12 protein-coding genes are annotated in these 20358 nt (G+C 39.4%); 3 read left to right on the top strand and 9 right to left on the bottom strand.

All coding sequences use genetic code 11. From position 1 onward, the window contains the following. Window positions 1–36 precede the first annotated feature (36 nt). Window positions 37–1020, top strand: coding sequence for a GNAT family N-acetyltransferase (locus K429_RS0105390; RefSeq protein ID WP_025726274.1), 984 nt, complete (start codon window positions 37–39; stop codon window positions 1018–1020). 2 nt (window positions 1021–1022) lie between these two features. Here K429_RS0105390 and K429_RS0105385 read toward each other — a convergent pair whose 3' ends face one another. Both K429_RS0105385 and K429_RS0105380 read right to left on the bottom strand, forming a co-directional pair. Continuing rightward, window positions 1023–3380 (bottom strand): amylo-alpha-1,6-glucosidase, encoded by a 2358-nt coding sequence (locus tag K429_RS0105385; protein ID WP_025726273.1) that lies wholly within the window; start codon window positions 3378–3380, stop codon window positions 1023–1025. 35 nt (window positions 3381–3415) lie between these two features. After that, a complete protein-coding gene (locus tag K429_RS0105380; protein WP_025726272.1) occupies window positions 3416–6250 on the bottom strand; it encodes an alpha-amylase family glycosyl hydrolase in 2835 nt (944 codons plus the stop codon). 209 nt (window positions 6251–6459) lie between these two features. Here K429_RS0105380 and K429_RS0105375 point away from each other — a divergent pair, with 209 nt between their 5' ends. Next, entirely contained in the window at window positions 6460–6810 is a 351-nt protein-coding gene (locus K429_RS0105375; RefSeq protein ID WP_025726271.1) for a type II toxin-antitoxin system RelE/ParE family toxin, read from the top strand. 2 nt (window positions 6811–6812) lie between these two features. Then, entirely contained in the window at window positions 6813–7130 is a 318-nt protein-coding gene (locus K429_RS0105370) for a helix-turn-helix domain-containing protein (RefSeq protein WP_007214768.1), read from the top strand. A 254-nt stretch (window positions 7131–7384) separates the two neighbouring features. On the opposite strand, the gene K429_RS0105365 is transcribed toward K429_RS0105370, so the two are convergent. The 7 genes from K429_RS0105365 to K429_RS0105335 all read right to left on the bottom strand — a co-directional run bounded on the left by K429_RS0105365 (window position 7385) and on the right by K429_RS0105335 (window position 20289). Then, complete coding sequence (locus K429_RS0105365) at window positions 7385–7813, bottom strand: hypothetical protein (RefSeq protein WP_025726270.1); 429 nt, start codon at window positions 7811–7813, stop codon at window positions 7385–7387. A gap of 133 nt (window positions 7814–7946) precedes the next feature. After that, window positions 7947–10214, bottom strand: coding sequence for a trypsin-like peptidase domain-containing protein (locus K429_RS29355; protein WP_025726269.1), 2268 nt, complete (start codon window positions 10212–10214; stop codon window positions 7947–7949). A 220-nt stretch (window positions 10215–10434) separates the two neighbouring features. After that, entirely contained in the window at window positions 10435–12402 is a 1968-nt protein-coding gene (locus K429_RS29350) for an alpha/beta hydrolase (protein ID WP_025726268.1), read from the bottom strand. A gap of 123 nt (window positions 12403–12525) precedes the next feature. Further along, on the bottom strand, window positions 12526–14478 hold the full coding sequence (locus tag K429_RS29345) for a SusE domain-containing protein (RefSeq protein ID WP_025726267.1): 1953 nt from the start codon (window positions 14476–14478) through the stop codon (window positions 12526–12528). A gap of 30 nt (window positions 14479–14508) precedes the next feature. After that, entirely contained in the window at window positions 14509–15588 is a 1080-nt protein-coding gene (locus K429_RS0105345) for a SusE domain-containing protein (RefSeq protein WP_081750835.1), read from the bottom strand. A gap of 18 nt (window positions 15589–15606) precedes the next feature. Next, window positions 15607–17268 (bottom strand): RagB/SusD family nutrient uptake outer membrane protein, encoded by a 1662-nt coding sequence (locus K429_RS0105340; protein ID WP_022210794.1) that lies wholly within the window; start codon window positions 17266–17268, stop codon window positions 15607–15609. A gap of 18 nt (window positions 17269–17286) precedes the next feature. Then, the gene (locus tag K429_RS0105335; protein WP_025726265.1) at window positions 17287–20289 is read right to left on the bottom strand and encodes a TonB-dependent receptor; all 3003 of its coding nucleotides are present in this window, start codon (window positions 20287–20289) and stop codon (window positions 17287–17289) included. Window positions 20290–20358: the final 69 nt, after the last annotated feature.

Genomic DNA, 20358 nt, shown 5'->3' with positions numbered 1-20358 from the left:
GCAAAGATACAAGATTATTTTCTAAATTTGCAGTCAATGCCTTTGAAACTGACGACATATTACCACGGGAGTGACATCCCGGAACTGCCGGGCAATAATACATTTCACTCCATCGAGTTGTTTCATATCTACGAAGCAACCCCGGGTTATACGCCCCTTCTCATCGTTGCATCAGAAGCCGAAAAGCCTGTCGCCAAGCTATTGGCAGCAGTACGAAAGAGTGCCCGTCTGTTCCCGCCCGCCATTATCAAGCGATGTGAGGTTTATGGAACAGGAGAGTATTTTGATGAAACTATCGACAAAGAATTTGTCTTTGGTGAGATGTTGCAACGGTTAACGGCTGAAGCGTTACGGGAGGCATTCCTTATTGAATTCCGTAACCTGGAAAACTCCCTGTTCGGTTATAAATCTTTCCGCAAAAACCATTACTTTGCCATAAACTGGCTACGGGTACGTAATTCACTACATAGCATTGAGCATGTAGAAAGCCGCTTCAGTCCCTCGCGCATCCGGCAAATCAAAAAAGGATTAAAAAATGGTGCAGAAGTAAAGGAAGCTCATACTCCGGAGGAAGTGCATGCATTCTCCCAGATGCTGCACCATGTCTATTCTTCTAAAATACGCCGTCATTTCCCCAGCAGAGTGTTCTTCTTACGCATGGAAGAAGAAATGATGAAAGGGGGACAAAGCAAAATATTCATTGTCACTTACAAAGATAAAATAATAGGCGGCAGTGCCTGCATCTATTCCGAAGACAGTGCTTACCTTTGGTTCTCTGGTGGTATGCGCAAGACGTATGCCCTTCAATACCCGGGTATACTTGCCGTATGGTATGCTCTGTTCGATGCCAAGCAGCGGGGATACCATCACCTTGAATTTATGGATGTCGGTCTCCCCTTCCGCAAGCACGGTTACCGCGAATTTGTCTTACGCTTCGGCGGTAAACAAAGCAGTACCCGCCGCTGGTTTCTTTTCCGCTGGGAGTGGCTGAATAAATTGCTGAATAAGATTTACGAATAGAATTATTCCACACTCTGATACGTCAATGGCGGATCAAAGTAACGGGACATACTCTTCATATTTTCTCTGTAAGAAGGCTTTGCAAAATGAGTATTCATAAAATAATCATCTTGTTGTTTCTTCTGTTCCTGCTTGAGTGCATCCCGTTCTGCTACGTAATTGGCTGTCTTCTTACCGGAGGCATCAGAGACATCCACTGTCATACGTGCTCCCTCTGTCCTGATACTTACCGAGTGATCTGCTGAAACCGGAACATCCAATGTCTGATAAGAATCGATATCCAGTTTGAGAGTTACGGGTGTACCGGTCCATTCATAGCGGTAAGTTCCGCTCGCATCGTTTTTAGCAATAATCATACGTAATGTACCATCTCCTATATTTACCCGACTATCCACTACCTTCAATTCAGAAGGAAGCTGCGGATCAATGGTTATGGAATGATTGAGCATATCAGGACGAATTCCCAGGAAGTATTGATTCCACACGCGGATATGCTCGCTATTACTCCACGCCTGCAGGAAAGTTCCACTTCGACGCACCCATGTCTGCCCGGCACGTGGCCATACATCCGCATTCTCTGATAAACTGCCGACAGCACCTTCCGCAAGTGCCTGGCGGTTCATGTTCCTGAACAAAGTATACGCGATGTCAGCTTGTCCGTTTTCTATCATCCGCTGCATGGCCATACCATTATTCCAAAGCCATATCGTGCCATTATGATAAGCATCATCTTTATGATAACGATACCATTGCTCATGATAAGGATGGAACTGTTCGTCGGACTGATCGAGTGAAGACACTCCCCACGGATATACCAGACGTTCCCAAACTTCTTTTGTCTCATGCATCTTCAAGTCAGGATCAGAAACCAGATCCAACGCATAGATAGCATTGGGGCGGAATTGCGCATCCCCACTTCCATCTGTATTCAGATGATCATAGATTGACTGGGAGGCTGTGTCTACAAAATCCTGTTCAAAATTTGAGCGGAGACGCTCCGCGGCAAGATTCCAACGCTGAGCATCTTCTTCACGGTTCATGTAGCAGGCAAGATCCGAGGCATTCGTCAATTGGGTATACCACAATGCCTGCACATCCACAGCACGATTGCCACGTGGTGAACAGGGATACTTGCTTTGACGTTTGGCATCCATCCAAGTGTCCGCATCCGCATGGGTAAGATACCCTTTTTCGTCCGTATACAGGCGAAGAGAAGCATCCGTGGCAATCTTCACTGAAGGATAAATTTCTTTCACGAAGGCGGTGTCACCCGTATATTTCAGATAATCGTGCACCTGCATAACGAAACGAGGGGTTCCGTCAGTGGTATTATAAAGAATACCTTCCAGATTCAAACGATTAGGTACACGTCCGTAAGTAGGAGATGTGGAAATGGTATCCTGATAACGTGCAAATGACGCAAGAATATCACGTGCCGTATCAAACTGCCCTGTACAAAGCACTGCACCCGGCATAGAAATAAACATATCCCGCCCCCAGAAGTCCGTGAACCAGGGTAAACCGGCATACATACCATAACCACCGTGCTGATGAGTGATCAACTGATCATTGGTAAGCATAATCCAGGCAAGGGCATGATCCAAAGAATCCAGATTGGTCTTTAAAGGATTATGGTTCAGTAAGGATTGAATACGCTGACCACGTGCAGCCAACCACTTCTCTCCTTCTTTACGGAAACCATCTATTGCTTGCCGGCTATCTTCTTCCGTACCAAAAGCAATCAGGAAACCACCTGCAGCTACCGGAACAGTTATCAGATTATCTGCAAACTCAATTCCTGTCTCCGCTACGGGTGCTATACGTATTACATTTTCCAGTGACTCTTTCGTTGTATAGAGTACAGAATTTCCATCCTTCCGTGCATCCACCACATTTTCCCCCATCAGCATGAATGAGATCTGCTTCCCTTGTACACTATCCATACGAACATACAACAGCTTCGGTTCATCCACCAGACAGAATGTTTCCACAGCCTTTTCATATCGGCGAACTAATTTGTCAGGATATACCGATGTGCGGGCATTTTCCCGAAGCAATCTTTCTCCATCCACATACAAACGGTAATCGGCAAAGATACGTTTGGCATAAATATTCCAGCCTGCATACCAATCTCCCCAATCATCCGTAGAGGTCATTCCATAATAGAAACCTCCGTTTTTGTCTGTATAAGAATATTCACGTGACTGTCCGTCAGGTATGGTAATGCCTAATTCGTTTGTACTTAGCGTAGACAATTCTTTTACATTTTCACTACAAGCCATCACTAAAAAAGAAGTAGCTGCGAGTAATATACCCGCAGCTTTCTTCGAAAAGCATAAATTCACTTTGTTGTTGATCATATTTACAGCAACTAACCTATTTTATCGTAACTAATCTATTTCATTATTTTGCAAACCTGTACTCTGCCATCTTCCATATAAGCCCGTGCCATATAATAACCAACGGGCAAAGCAGACAAACCGACAGAAGTACATTTTTCCTGTGTCATCACCAACATTCCATTCACAGAATATACTTCTACGCGTTTAGCTTCTCCGGCAGGCAGCACCAAAGTATCCATACCTCTATTGTAATATATTAAAGGCTTTTCGGCATCAGGAGCAGTAGTCTCGATACCTGTCAGAGTCGGTTTAAAGTTAGTAAAGAGACGGAATTCATGGGCAGGAACAGCAATAGTCTGTGTAGTACTTGATACACTCAAAGGCTCATTGTCTTTCAGTAACTCATACCATGTACCAGTTTCCTGGAAAGTTACAGAAAAGTTCTTATCTGCCAACGTAAAGTTGCCAACAACTACAAGAGACTTGCCGTCAATGGAAGTAGCCGACAAAGTACGTCCATTGTCCCAGTTAGCAGTACCTACTTTCCAGCTAAATGTAGTATTTGAAGCAAACAGTTCAGGATAGGAATGACGTAAATCTAAAAGAGCAGCATACGTCTCATACAATTTCTTTCGATCAGCATCTTCAAAGTAGTCCCAACGTATCGGCTTGGGGTCGGTACGAAAAGCCTTATCATCATATTCAGAACCATCTGTATTATTGTTTATAGAGAAATCATATCCTAACTCACCGAACTGCCAGATCATCTTTGGTCCGGGTACGGTAAGGAAGAAGGCTGCATTGGTGGCTAAACGTTTGGTACGGGTAGAGAGATTAATATTACTTCCCGTTGCAGGGCTTATTCCGGTATTTGTACCCGTAGTTGATGCTATTACTCCGGTATTTCCCCATTTCCAGGCTTTAAACCCTGTACGTTCTTCATCATGACTTTCCATATATCCTACTAAACTACCGGCAGGCATACTTGTTCCCGCATATAAACCACTGAAATCATTTTCTGTAGTCCATCCCATTGCTGTTTGACAATATGAGTTATTCATCTTACGCCACAACAAGATACCTGCTTCTCCTAACTGCTTTTCTTCACTGGTAGCTGCCAGATGTTCAAAAATAACGTAAGCACCCGGCTGCCGCTCTTGCACGGCAGCAGACATACGCTTCAAGTTAGCAATACGGTCTTTGTCCGGCCCGTCTGCCCAACTGCCTTCCCCATAATAAGTATTAGAGAAACCTTTTGTAAAGTCATAACGAAAACCATCAATTTTGTATTCTGACATCCAGAAACCAGCTACACTATCTACCAGTGCACGGGTATATTCACTGTCATGATTAAAATCATATCCCCATGAAAGTTCCTTATTCTTTATATTTGATTCTTGATTATACCACGGATTATCAGCAGAGGGCTGCCCATCCGCATCCTTATACAAAAGATAGAAAGGAGACTGCCCAAAGCTATGATTCAGCACAAGGTCGATAATAACGGCCATTCCTTGACTGTGACATTCATCCACAAAAGCTCTTAAATCATTCTTTGTACCATAATACTTATCTACCGCAAAATAGAATGAAGGATTGTATCCCCAGCTCGAATTTCCTTCAAATTCATTAACAGGCATCAATTCAACCGCATTCACTCCCAGATTCTTCAGGTATTCCAGCTTTTCTTTTGCAGCATTAAATGTATGTTCTTCAGTAAAATCACGAATCAACATTTCATAAATAACCAATTGCTCAGAAGCCGGACGTTCGAAGTTCTTCACTTTCCAATTATATGCAGTTTGTCCTGTTTGTAATACAGAAACAATACCTTCTGCTTTTCCGGTTGGATAAGGTTTCAGATTCGGATATGTCGTACTTTCAATCTCATGATCGTTCCAAGGATCCAGTACTTTATCAGTATAAGGATCTGCAATATAAATAGAACCATCTACTAAATACTGGAAAGCATATTCTTCACCTTTTGTCAGCCCGGAAAGAGTTGTCCAGAAATATTCTCCATCTTGTTTCAACTGATAATCCGATTTAGGAGTCCAATCGTTAAAGTCCCCCACTACATATACATACTCCTTTTTTGGAGCCTGCAATACTAAAGTTGCTTCTGTATCACTAATATAGTTAATACCGGGACGCACTCCTTGGGGCATTTTTTCCGAGGTACTTGTCCCATTCAGTACTGTTACTTCTTGTGTAGCAGGAACAGTCTCACCACCAGCAGTAGCTTCCACTTTCAATGTATAGCTTCCGGCAACGGAGAAGGTATACGGTTTTGAAATTGTGGTAGCATTAGTTTCCGTAGCTATCTCAGTATCATTTATATAGAGTTTCAAAACAGAGGCAACAGAAGCGGAAGCTTGAATTGTAAAAGCAGTATTGGTAATCAAATTTTCTTTCTCGGCAGGTTGATCAAAACGAACGGTTAAACCGGCGGTGTGCACATCAACGAATATATCTTTTTCCCCCGTCTCTTTTCCCGTTTTCAAGCCATCTGAGCTTCGAAATACAAAACACATCTGTTTGATAGTTTCACCCGATGGAACAGCGTAATATTCTCTTAAGGTTGGGGTTATTTTTAACTCCCACTTATCATTTCCCAATCGAGTCATTTTAGCTTTGGGAAGATTAATTCCCCAATCAGCTACCGTATATTTCCAATCTTCAGGCTTAGTGCTTTTGTCAGTTATCACTCCCGTATGTGCATATACATCACCGGTAAAGCCTTTCAACCCTGCCGTACCTTTCGTTGCATCAAAAACAATGGTGACCTCATCATTCTCCGTTGGAAAATCCGGAGTAGTAGTTACTATTTGCGCCTGCATAGCTAAAACAGCTAACAAGCAAATAAAAAAAGCGTAGAGTCTTTTCATTCGGTATCAATTTATAGTTAATGGTTCAAAAGTACAGTAGTTATTCCGGATTATCAAGTGCTTGAAACAGAAGGATAAAAAGAAGTAATGCAAACGGTTGCATGAATCAGAGCATACACTCCTATTGTGAATACAAAGCAAGAATATATCAGATTTTGTTTCTTAAAAAGGAAACTTCTTTGTAATTTTGCATCGATAAACATAAAACCATGGAAGAAAATGCAAGATTTAAAGTAGTGCTGTCTAAAGAGGCTCGTCTATTTTTAAAAGGGTTGAGTTCTAAAATAAGCGACAAAATAACCTATAATATTCGTAAAGCAACATCTGTAATAGATCCTGTGCTATTCAAGAAACTGGATAACACGGATATTTGGGAGTTCCGAACCCAATACGGAGGCATACAATATAGACTATTAGCCTTTTGGGATAAAGTGAACGGCACGGATACATTGGTCATAGCCACCCATGGTTTTATCAAGAAAACGCAGAAAACTCCACCCAAAGAAATAGCGAAAGCTGAAGAGATAAGAACCAGATATTTTAACGCTAAAGATAAGTGATTATGAAAGAAAAAGATTTCTATACCCTTGAAGAAATAGAGGATGAATTTATAGGTGTAAAAGGCACTCCGAAACGTGATAAATACGAAGCTGACTTGAATGCCTTTCTCATTGGTGAAGCCATTAAACAAGCCAGGGAGGCAAGGAATCTTACTCAGGAGCAACTGGGTGAACTGATGGGAGTTAAAAGAGCACAAATATCGAAGATTGAAAGTGGAAAAAGTATATCATTCTCCACTATTGTAAGAGCTTTCAAAGCTATGGGAGTAAATACCGCCAGTTTAGATTTAGGATCTTTGGGGCGAGTTGCTCTTTGGTAAAAGGGGAGATTTAAAATAGCAGACTTTTGCAAAAATTTAGAACTAGTCCAAATCTTTTCTCTCCTAATTGAGAAAAGATTGGTAATGGAGATATGGTAAAATGAGAGGGGCTATCCAGCACAACAAAAGCCTGTCCACGGAAATAATGCTCTGGTGATAACACCTCAACAAGTTATCGGTTAAAAAGGAGTTTTTAAACAGGCTTTAAACTTAGTAGTAATGACTCGATTACTACTAAGTGGTTGACCGCCCTACTAAGGTATCCTCTCCTTTAGTACAATCTCCTCATCACCCTTTATCAAATAAGTATGGCAACAGTTTGCTGAAACAACATAGTTTTTAGTAACTACTATTTTTTCTCCTATTTTACCAACAAACTGCAACTCAATCTCTTTTCCTGCAAAATCTTCTCTATCAAGATCTGAAGCGATGATATATGTGTTAAATTCTTTCCCCCAGTTAGGAACATCCCGCACTTTTCCTGTAGCAACTTCTATAACTTCATAACTATCTAATACGACAGGTGTACCATCTTCATATTTCATTTTAACTCCAATATTGCAAAACTCTTTAGTGCAATTAACCTCAGAACAATCTTTGGTATCACTGTTATCTTTATCGCTACTACACCCGATACATAAAATTGCCCAAAATAAAGAGGCAAAAAATAATAAGTTTTTCATAAGTAATATAATTTTAGGTTTCTATTTATAGAATAAATGCTCTAAAACGATAATACTGCATCCTATAAGCAAAAAAGTTGTATTTTCATACTTACTTTCTTACTCATAGAATGTGTTTATTATATGTTTAAATCTACTTTCCTACTGTTATCTTTTCTGTAAAAATTTCACTCCCCACTACTACACGAATTATATATATTCCTGGTGTCCAACCAGAAGTGTTTAATTGATAATTAGAATCTGTCAGTTTCTTAACATCCAGAACTTTCGTACCATAGGATGTATTATAAGCTTCAATATCCCAATCAAAAGCAGAACGCGAATTCTCATTCTGAGTTGAAATAAGAGATATTTGCTTAGTATATTCAGACAGAGTTGCTACTTTCAATGAATATGAACCGATATTTGAATTACCGGACAAGGAGAAAAACAAAAGATATGCTGGAGAGCAAGCTCCCTCACGGTCAACTTTTACACGAAAAGGTATACCGCCTGAGAGATAAGGAAGTTGAAATTCAACACTCATATCTCCATTATAATACCAATATAAAGGAGTAAATCCTGCTACTTCATAAGTTATTTTACGGCCCTTATTTCCATACAATGTTAAATGCACAGTACACCCCTGGTGGACAAACATTGGTTCAGCCTTTCTTATTCCAGTTACAGGTATGGCTGGGTGAGATACATTGTAGAAAGTGCAAGCCTCTTGTGTGTAATATCCACTCAAAGATATACTAACTTTATTTATTGCTTTAGTCACAGTAGCTATTGTTTTACCATTTTGTATAATCATAGCCCTTAAGATGGTAGAAACTAAAGCACTTGTTTCACTTGTTACAGTGCATTGATTTACTAAAGGAAAATCAGGTTGCAGTATAAAAGAACTAGAACTAGACTCCCACACAACAGTAGCGTTAAGCGGTAAATTTTGAACATAATAAACAGTATTACCACAAACATATTGTGCACCTATAATTTCAAGTGCCAAATCTCTTTCATCCAATTGTGTTATACCTGTATTATTAGGATCTAACCAATCCATCAACCTTCTCGTTGCTACACTTCCGTAATTCCACGATACGTCAAAACGTCCATAATATTTTGTCACTGGTGCACATCCATTGTCACCACCATGCAGTTGCCCTACAACTAAGTGATTCTGATTCATCAATGGAGAACCGGAAGAGCCTCCTTCCGTTGTACCAACATCAAAAACAACTTTCCAATGCGTATTTTTCTGCGTCGTCGAAATAATATTACCATTATTATCAACCCAATTCTGGATTCTATCATAACTTGTAACTGCATCATTCTCTATTGAAATCTTCTTTATATCACCCTGTGGATGATGTATACCAACAGCATTTGTAGCCGCAATATTACTCCGAGTCCAGCCTAAATAACAAGGCATATATCCAGTCACATTTTTTACAGATTCCGTTAATTCCAGCAATGCAAAATCTGAGTGGCTATTATTAGCTACAAGCTTTGCTCCAGCAGAACTTGGAGGATTATAGATATATGTATTAGAACAATCAGGACTTTCATAATTCCAATAGAAAATCAACTGATTCATCTGATTTGCCCCCTGTGCATCATACCTACTAGAAAAACAATGATCTGCAGATAAAAAATAATCTTTATTTTCTGTATTATTGATTAATGCACCAGTACATAGTGCTCCATTGCCATTATAAATCGCAGCAACAGCTCTCTTTTCCTTCTGCCAACTAGCACCTTCCGAACAATTTATATTCACATTACAACTCATAGAAATTCCAGGAAGCACACCACTCATCACATTACTTTGTGTAGCTAGGACATTTTTATAAACATAAATCACTCTTTCTACAGAAACAATTCCTGTTTCTACCCCAATAGGTTCATAATATTCAAGTACAATATCTTCTCCTGCCACAAATCCTGTTGCAAAGTCTACAGGATTTTCCCGTGTTCCTTTATTATTGAAGCTTGTAAAAGCCCCTATACAGAATGTTTTATCTGCATTATAAACAAAGAATTTAGCCCCTTCCGGTATCCAAAATTTATCATAGCTAACAGTCATAGCCTTTGCTCCTGATGCATGTAGCTGTAAACGCCAAACCCGCATACTATCGCCCACGCTTTGCCAATGACCAGAATTGTGAAGATTGTAACTTACAGCAAGAGGTAAACCAACACGGTAAGGGATATCAGCATCCGCAAACAAACTATCCTCATGTAATGCTTCAGCTACATCAGGAATAGGCAAATTAATCACATCACCCGAATGGACAGAGAATAAAGCAGATGAAAAACTTGGAGGTAATTCATTGGTGCTAATTTGAGCATGAGCACTAATTGTGAAGATTGCAATAAGGCATAATGCAAAACTCTTCAATAAAGCTTTTGTTTTCATAGTATTATATTTTTGTTCACTAACAAAAATAACACATTTGTATAATATAACAAAGAAAAAGATGTGGACAAAAAGCGACATGATAAAGCAATACAGATCAATAGATTAAATCAAATACAGAACTTTTTAGTGGACAATTACCATACCTTTTTACAGCAACAATACAGCATTTATTTTTATTTACTATCCATATGAGATAAAAAAGCTCAATACTTTCACCTCATTGAACATCCGCATATCTTTTTTCAATATTCATAAAGTTCTCCACTACCCTCCAATATTCTTCCTTATCATGTGGACGTGGTTGCCAATCAGGATCGGGACTATTATTCACAGCTTCATTCCAATTAGTATCATCCATAAACTTATAGTCAACAGTACAAGAGGATAATTCTCTTATTGGTTTAAGGAATATATATCCATCGAACAAATCGGATAGAATAAAATCTTTATGCCCCATTGAATAATAACTATAATCATGCAGTTCACCAATATGAGAACCTTTCAAATCAAAGCCAATGGGGTTATTCTGAGATTTTTCCATTATTAGTTCTAACTTTCCAGCCGCTGGGGAAATTAATGTTGGTTGCTGATTAGGATAATTAAAGAAAGGCTGGTGCAAAGCTACAGATACTACTTTATTGCCATATTTATCGTACAGCAGATTTCCTAAAAAACGATTCTCATAACGTACAAAACCAGGAGAAGTATAATCATAATAAGGAAAACGGTAGGACGTAAATGCATGAATAGTCCCAGTCAGAACCAATATTTTCTCGTGAACAGACAACACTTCACGTTCCAACAATGTACACCGAAAATCTTCTGTATTCCCTAAAGGAAACACTTGCTTCATATTTTCCGGAGTTCTAGCTCCTTCAAACTTTTCCCAATTGTAGCGATAACTAATATTTAAAACACGAAACTTTTTCGCTTGCTCCGGTAATGAGTGATTCCATTCCCAAGCTGCTTTATAGAGATTCATATACTCAACTATAGCCCAACGGGTATTATAATTGAACATCAGTTGACGAGCTAAATTCTCATTATATCTTGGTGCATTTATCAATGAATCCAATTGCTTCTGATCCTCATATGCTCCAAATTCCATACCTAACATATAGATACCATGCGCATACAACTTCGGTATCATTTTTTTAACGAAGTCCAAGTTTTCCTTAACACCATGATCTTCAGCCAATAGCACGATATCAGCATCTTTAAACTTAGAAATCAAATAATCATCAGGCGACATATCTGTATCCTTTTTATCACAAATACAATCTTTTCTATCAGTTCCTAAAAGAAATAATAACGGATTATCTAAACGCTTATTCCAATCCACTTCCGTATGCGCAGCTCCCGGAAATACTTTAGACACCCACATTGGTCCTTTCCAGCCTTTCTTCCTCATCAATTTGTCCAGTTCATCCTGATAAGGAGGATAATAAGCATCTAAGGTAGCATCTCCTCTATCCATATAAATTATACGACTGTTAGCCGTCGGAAGGTTCTCATCAAGATAATTCCTAAAAGCTCTCGACCATTGGTCCGCTTTTTCTTTAGATAGTTCCTTGCTTAATATCATGGGAACATGAGTCGACATACATGCAGCCCCTCCAAATACTTCCGGGTATTCACAAAGTGCATATAGTGAAATTAGACCACCCATACTGGAGCCCATCACAAAAGTATGCTCAACACTCTTATTCGTAGAATATTCTTTATCAATAAAAGGCTTAACTTCTTCTACCAGAAAACGAAGATAGTTATCTGCATTAAAACTAACATTCCCCGAAACTACACTATCTGGTAAATTTTTCAATGCTTTTTGAGGAAAGTAGTCTGCATATCTCGTTTCCGGGATATTTGCCACTCCTACAACAATACAAGACCTAATCTTCTTTTCATTCAAAAGTTTTCCAACAACTTCATCGATTCCCCATTCTTGTTTATTCCAAGTGGTATTCGCATCAAACAGCATTTGACCATCATGCATATAAAGAACATCATATTTCTCTTTTGGAGAATAATCAGAAGGTAACCAAACAAAGACGTCACGCGAGGTAACAATTGAAGAGCTAAAGTCAGGATACTCTATAAGTTTTCCTAAAGAAACAGTTTGCTGTGCCATACCACATTGACATAGCAGTAGAGCAAATGCTATAAAAAGAAATTTCATTTTCATTGTATTACATATTTAGCCATTACTGATGTACAAGTTACTACAAATACGATTTAGAATATTAAAAAAAGCTGCCTGCAGAATAATTCCCCCAGACAGCCTTTATTTTTATAAAATCAACCTATCTTATTTCTTTGTCATTGTACAGTACATAGCATCAGAAGCTGTACGTTCCAAATACAATTCAATATCATAAGTACCAGCTTGAACTGTCATGTTATCTCCTCCGAAAGAAAGATCATCAATCTTTCCACCAACATTAATATCCCATCCACCATTAGCACGGAATTTCATAGTTCCGTCGGTCAACGTAAGAGTAGCCGTCCAACACTTCTTATCAGAATTCCATGTCATATTCTGATCTGAATTCCAACCATCAGCAGTAGCATCACCAATAATGCCCCAAGTGGTAGCCGTTGCGGTAAGCTTAGCATTCATAACATCAGCGACTATGTAATAGAAACCAGCCGTCGGCATATTGATATTACTACCATCGGTACTCGGTGCAAGCCCACCCTCGTAAGTAGAGAAGTGACTACTGTTATATTCACCAGGTCCCCATGCACGCTGTTTCGTAAATTTAAAATCACCATTCAAGTAGCTGAAACCTTTATAAACTCCGTCAAAATCACTTGTACGCAAAGCCTGAGCCGCTTCTGGCGACCAACCTTGATGATTACCCGGAATATAAATGAATTCTTCCGTCGGGAATGCCGTGCTCAGCACCTTCACTGCAAATGGATGCTTATTCACATCAACAACCACTTTATATTCACCGGTTTCTCCTTCAAACTTGAAGTTATCACCTCCATCTTTGAATATACCGTCTGCATCAATTGCATATCCCCAGTTATCATTAGCACGAGGCTTATACTCACCGTCTTTCGTCAATGTAGTAACTACAGAATATGTATTAGCCACACCATCATACTCTAATGGAGTTTCCTTATCCCAGCCACCTACTGTAGCAGAACCAATCAGTCCCAAAGACTCTACTTTCACAATCTGAAGAGTATTAAACTTCATACTTGCACTGATACGGTATGTACCGGCAGAAAGAGATATAGCAGTATTACCACCTATAGTACCATTTATAACCTTATTACCTTTATCATCGGTAGTAGCTTCAGCGTCATCACTTCCCAACTCAGCTGCTGAATCCGGATCAAGTAATTTAAAATTCGTATCAGAAGCAAGATTTACAAAGCATTCAAACAAACCTTTGGTTAACGTACTTTGCGGAAGCTTCTTATCTGTACCGGTAAGCTGTATATAAGCCGGATAAGTTGCCTTATAAGTAGTAACCGTTACTGCTAACGGTGCAGAAGGTACACCATCAGGATATGTTTCAGAATATGCCGTTACAGTAAACTGTACTTCAGCAGGTTTAGCTTCGGGAGCACCAGTAGCAACAATCAACTCATTCCATTCATCCACAGTCTTTGTACAAGTAGTTCCTGTCAAATCTTTAGCTACTTCAATTGCCTCTCCACCATCATAAGACACAGAAACAGCATAAGTGACAGCTTCATTATAAGTTAATCGGGCAGCTTCCCAGCTCAACAATTGCACTTCACCGGCAGGATCATTTATGTCAAGTACCAACTCCGGAACGGAAGCAGCAACTACTGCTGATACCGCATCACCATAAGCATACACTTTCATTGTCTGTTTAGCCGACTCATATTTACCATTAGCATCTGAAGCCACTACGTAGAATGCGAGATCAAATGAATTATTCTCAGGAATACCAGAAATACCTTCCAGTAAAGTGTGAAAATCAGTCTTTGTCATTGTAAGACTCAGGTCTTTTGTAGCAGTTCCTACCTGTACAGCAGCACCGGTACCATATTGCGTATAGAGTGCATACGAAACTTCACCCTGCATGAAACGGGCAGCAGACCATGCCCATGTAATAGACTCTGACATAGTATTCTTTGTCATCAGAATCATTCCATTGTTCACGAGTTCAGGTGCAGTAGGCTCTTTTGAGAATGTATCTTCCCAATCCTCCTGGCATCCGGTGACAGCTATCATTACGATAGCCACCACGAACATATATTTTAAATATTTTATCATAATCATTCTTTTTTAAAGATTATTGCTTAATTACTGCTTAACGAGTTCTACAACAAACGGTGTACGATTAGCATGAAGTTTGATAACATATGTACCTGCGTTATCAACTATGATGTTACCGCCGCCATTAGCTACCAGTTCAATACCACCTGGTATAGCGATACTTGAATTACCTAAACCATATTTATTGTCATAGGTTGAGTTAAGACGAATCAAGAATTCACCTCCTGCTTCAAAAGTTAAAGGTTCAGAAAGCCATACGTTTTGAACAGGATCATAAGTCAAGAGACTTGGAGCATCAGTATTCCAACCATTACATGTACCTACCACATCAACAGCAGAAACAGGAGTAGCATCGATTGACATTGCAGTTCTGTTTACTGAAATCTTCCAGAATCCGGCAGGCAACTGTAAATCTCCACCAGCAATACCGGTAAAGTGACTATCTACCTTGAAAGCATCGTAACCCCAGTTACCTCCGCCCCAACTGCGCTCGGAAATAATTTTAAAAGCTGAATGCCCAGATGTACCATCTTCAAAGAAATCATACAAACCTTCATAAACATTAGTACCTGCACTCGTTTCCCAGATTTCAACAGCTTCACCTTCTTTCCAACCATTGAAGAAGCCTACTACATACAGATTCTTCAGTGGAGCTGCATAAGTAGTCACCTTAAAGGAGTTTGAGACATTGGATTTAATCGCTTCATACTCATCTGTTCCTGCAAATTGAGCCGTAACATAAGCCTGAACCTCTGCGGTTTCATTAGGATTAACACCAAGACCATTGATTACAACTCCATTGATATCGCCTTTAGCAATAGCTAAAGAAGTGGAAGAAGAGGTACCCACCAAGGAAGATTTATCACCCTTAGTCAAATAAACAGTATAAAGCACTTGTACTGGTAAACCAAAGTCAGCGGCTTTCCAGGAAAACACAACTGTTTCATCCTTAGAGTTGTCTGCATTCACAATAATATCACTACACTGTCCAATGACAGGGGCAACATATTTATCGGAGCTATTTACTTGCGGCGTATCAATATCTGTTTCGCAAGCAGCGAACAGCACGACAGCCATCAATAGCATTATATTTTTAATTAGTTTCATAAGTCTCTTATTTGAGTTTTAATTATTAGATTGATAACCTGTATTCTGCACTAAGTTTGAGTTTTCACTCAAATCTGATTGAAGCAGAGGATAAACAGTACGATAACTCGGCAAAGCAACCTTACCATCGGGTATACCACCTTTATATGGCCAAGGGAATGACATTGCTGTAAAGTAACCATAACGGATCAAATCTGTACGACGGTGACCTTCCCACATCAGCTCGCAAGCACGTTCCTTTAAGATAAAATCCAAATTGATAGATGACGGAGTCGTCATGCCTGCACGGTCACGTAATTCCTTAATATAGCCCATTGCCTTAGAATCTGTTGTAGTTCCACCGTCCAAGCGAGCTTGTGCCTCTGCATAAATCAAATACATTTCAGCCAAACGGAACATCGGGAAGTCAGCTGATGAGAATATAGAATAATTATCAGTAGAATAGAGAGTACCATCTGAAGCCCTACTATTGAACTTCCAGCATCTCCAACCCGAATTAACATTTGCTTTATCATAAGCTTCCACACCACCTATATTATAGAAGAAAGCACGACGATCACTTTTCTCACGATTATAACCGAAACCGCTTGTTGCCTCCCAGTCTACACCAACGAGATCAAAGTTAGCTACATATTCATTAGGAACATGATAACCATTCCACTGATCACGGCTAATTTTTGTACCTGCCGGATAACCTAAAGCAGCAGCTATACCATTATTGGCATCCTCACCCAAAGAAGCATTGATAAGAGCTGTTGTTCCACCATAACTTTGAGTCTTGTCACGGTCATAAGCTATCGCGAAGATAAATTCATTACGGGCATTCAAATTTTCCGTATTATCCTGCATAAAGAGTTCTTCATAATTCGGACACAACTTGTACCCCATAGCAATTACAGCTTCAGCGGCAGTTTTAGCATCAGCCCAGCGAGCTGTTCCCGTATACACTTCTGCATTCAGATACATACGAGCTAATACAGCTTGAGCGGCACCTTTATCAGCACGAGGATAGGCAACACTACCTTTATTCGGAAGAGCTTCGCCGTCTTCACCTGAAATGATCGCTTTCAACTCCGATTCAATCCAATTGAACAATCCTTCACGGCCTATTTGCGTAGGCAAAGCACCACCAATGTTTTCAGGCAAAGCAAAAGGAGGATTTCCGAAGAGATCAAGCAAAATGTAATATCCTAACGATCTGAGGAAACGAGCTTCGGCACGAAGTTCCTTAATACCTTCCATATCTATTTTCTTATCACTCTGCAACAAAAACTCATTTGAACGAGTGACAATCATCATGCAGCGTGTGTAGACAGCAATCAAGGCATCATTAGGCGCAGTTGTCCAAGAGTTATTCTGCAGGTCAGCTACATAAGTATCTCCCCATACACACTTCAATGAACCTACTGACATTTCATTCAATACCATATACTGACGCACCAATTCACTGGCCCCGGCATCACCCACATTGATATCTGCCGATCCCGGGTCACTTTGACTCACTAAAGAGAAAGAACCATAAATGTAAGCCAAACCTTTTTCGAAATCACCTAATGTAACATACACCTGTTCGGCTGTCTTATCTGTTTCGTTTAGTGGCATTGTATCCAAATCTCCGATACAAGAGTTCAATGTCATTGCCGACATTAAAATTGCCAAACTATAAATATATTTTTTCATAATTTATCCGTTCTATCTTTAAAAATTAATACTCAAACGTACCGTATAGAGGCGTGGACGAGGAACGATATTATTATCTACGCCATCTGTTGCTGTAAGTTCAGGATCCAATCCACTGTATTTGGTGATGGTAAACACATTCTGTACAGAAGCACCTACACGGATATTACCCTTCCAATGAGCAAATTTATCGAAAGTATACCCCACATTGATATCATCCATACGGAAGAATGAAGCATTTTCCAGGAACATATCAGAATATTTCTGTTCATTAGAGATAGCTCTTGTCCAACCTGTCTTCAATACATTAGTAGATAAGTTATTAATATATCCCTTTGTATAATCATCAGAGAAAGCGGAAGAATTATTCATTGCTATCCTGTTCAAGGCATAACCGCCAAATGAACCATGGGCGTTGAAACCAAAGTCCCACTTCTTGTAAGTAAACTGAGAACTAAGACCAAAGAAGAATTTAGGTGTAATGCTCTTACCTGTTACGTAACGGTCAGCCTCTGTAATACTTCCATCACCATCGCGGTCAACCAATACGTTCTGAATAGCCTTGCCATTTTCATCATAAGCCTGCTGATAGAGATAATAAGTATAAGGAGCATATCCCACACGATGAAGTGAAGTATAACCACCGGTACCACCCATATTTGCACCTGTTTGTACTCCCAGATAAGTGGAATCATCATTGGTCAACTTCGTAATTTCCGTCTTTTGATAAGTACCGTTCACGTTGATAGTCCAGCGCATATCTTGCTTTTCGATAGGAATGAAGTTAAGATTGAATTCAACACCCATATTCTTCATATTACCTACGTTAGAAATCACAGTGTTTGAGAAGTTATTACCCATAGGGGTTGTAATATTGTTCAGCAAATCAGAAGTCTTACGATAATACGCATCTACATTACCATTAATTCGACCACCAAAGATACCAAAGTCCAAACCAACGTTGAACGTTTCAGTAGTTTCCCACTTGATGTTACGATTGTAGGCATTAGGAGCCAAAGTAGTGATATAACCATCACCCCAAGGAATCATTGTAGTAGGAGATGAAGACTCTGTATATTTGGCTTGATAAGGATAGAAGTTATCGCCTATATCCTGCTGACCTGTTTGTCCCCAACCAAGACGAAGTTTCATACTTGAGAAAAATGAATTATCCTTCAAGAAATTCTCTTCAGCCATATTCCAAGCGAAAGCTGCTGATGGAAATAATCCCCAACGATTGTCCTTAGCGAAACGGGAAGAAGCATCATCACGTAAAGAGAAGGTAAACAAATATTTAGAATCGATAGAATAATTTACACGCCCAAAGAAAGACACCAAATAGTACTCTTTGCGATTTGTCGGAGTATGGTTATACACTTCTGAACGATTATCGTTATAATAAATAATCTTATTGAATTTTTCGTAGTAATGTTGCCATGAATAACCACCCATTACATCAAGATGATGAATTCCGAATTCTTTGTTATAGTTAGTATAAAACTCTAACAAAGTATTTGAGTTTTGATTACTGTAATCTTCATAAGTATCAGGAGAAGCTTTTTTAGCCATAAATGAACCCAGTTCATTATACTTGTCACCTGCCGTATGAGAGAAATCATAACCTAAGTTTAAGTTGAAACGAAGATCTTCGAATCCATGAATCTTATAATCCAATTGTAAGTTACCCATTGAACGCCAAGTATTATTCACATTATAAACATCTTCCAAAAGCGATAATGGATTAATACTTGAGTTTGTATTAGCAGCACCGTCAGCATACACCCAGTTCCAGTAACCGTTACATTGGGTTCTGTCAATGCTACCATCGGCATTAGTAAAATAAACAGGTACAGTCGGATTGAAAGAAATAGCAGAACCAATAGCACCGTTATCAGGATAATTAGCACGATTATAAATACCCTTTACATTCACATTTACAGACAGATGGTCCTGAAAGAATTTAGGAGACAAACTAATAGAAGCATTAGCACGTTGATTGTCACCAACTTTTAATGTACCTTCGTTATAGTTATAACCTAAGCTGGCTCTGAAAGGAAGGCCGCCTTTGTTCCCATACACACTAATGTTTTGGTCAGTAGAAAAGGCTGTACGATAAATCTGGTCTTGCCAATCTGTATTGGCATTTCCCATCATACTTTTAACAAGTGTCAGCTGTTCACCTGTATATACCCTTTCCACAATTTCACGATACTGATCAGCATTCATTACATCCAACGTAGAAGTATTCTGCTTGATACTGTAGCTTGAATTGTAACTCACCTGAACTTTGTCGCCCTTACCTTTTTTAGTAGTAATCATTATGACGCCATTGGAAGCACGTGAACCGTAAATAGCAGTTGCCGAAGCATCCTTCAATACAGTATACGACTCAATGTCATTAGGATTAACCGTTGATAAAGGGTTAGCCATACCAGCACCATTACCGGCAACAGGTATACCATCGATCACAATCAACGGATCATTGCTGGCTGTCAAAGAAGCAGCACCACGAATACGGATAGTAGCACTACCTGTTGGGTCACCGGAAGCTGGAGTTACCAACAAGCCCGGTACTTTACCTTGAAGCATCTGATCAGGAGAAGTAATAGCACCACGATTGATCTCCTCAGCCTTAATGGCTGTTACAGATCCTGTTAAATCGTTCTTTTTCACCGAACCATATCCGATAACTACTACTTCGCTTAACAATTCGGAATCGTCCTGCAATGTCAGCATAACAGTAGGAGCAGCAGCTATTTCTGCTGTTTTGTAGCCGATAAAAGAAACAACTAACGTAGCCCCCTTCGGAACACTCAACGTAAAGTTTCCATCCAAATCAGTGATTGTACCATTCGCAGAATTTCCTTTCTCTACGACATTTGCGCCTATCACTTCCAATCCCGTGGCATCTTTTATATGCCCTCTCACGGTAATATTCTGTGCATAAACGCCAACAGACAAGAATAACCCTACTAATAGGGGAAGAATCATTCGATAGATTCTAAGATTAACTTGCTTCATGCATTTAAAAAATTAAAGTTAACAATATTAATTACCTATATTATATATTCGAAATTATCTTTCGATTAC

This window comes from Bacteroides sp. 14(A), assembly GCF_000526555.1.
Taxonomy (GTDB): domain Bacteria; phylum Bacteroidota; class Bacteroidia; order Bacteroidales; family Bacteroidaceae; genus Bacteroides; species Bacteroides cellulosilyticus.
This window is presented reverse-complemented; position numbering and strand designations above follow the sequence as displayed.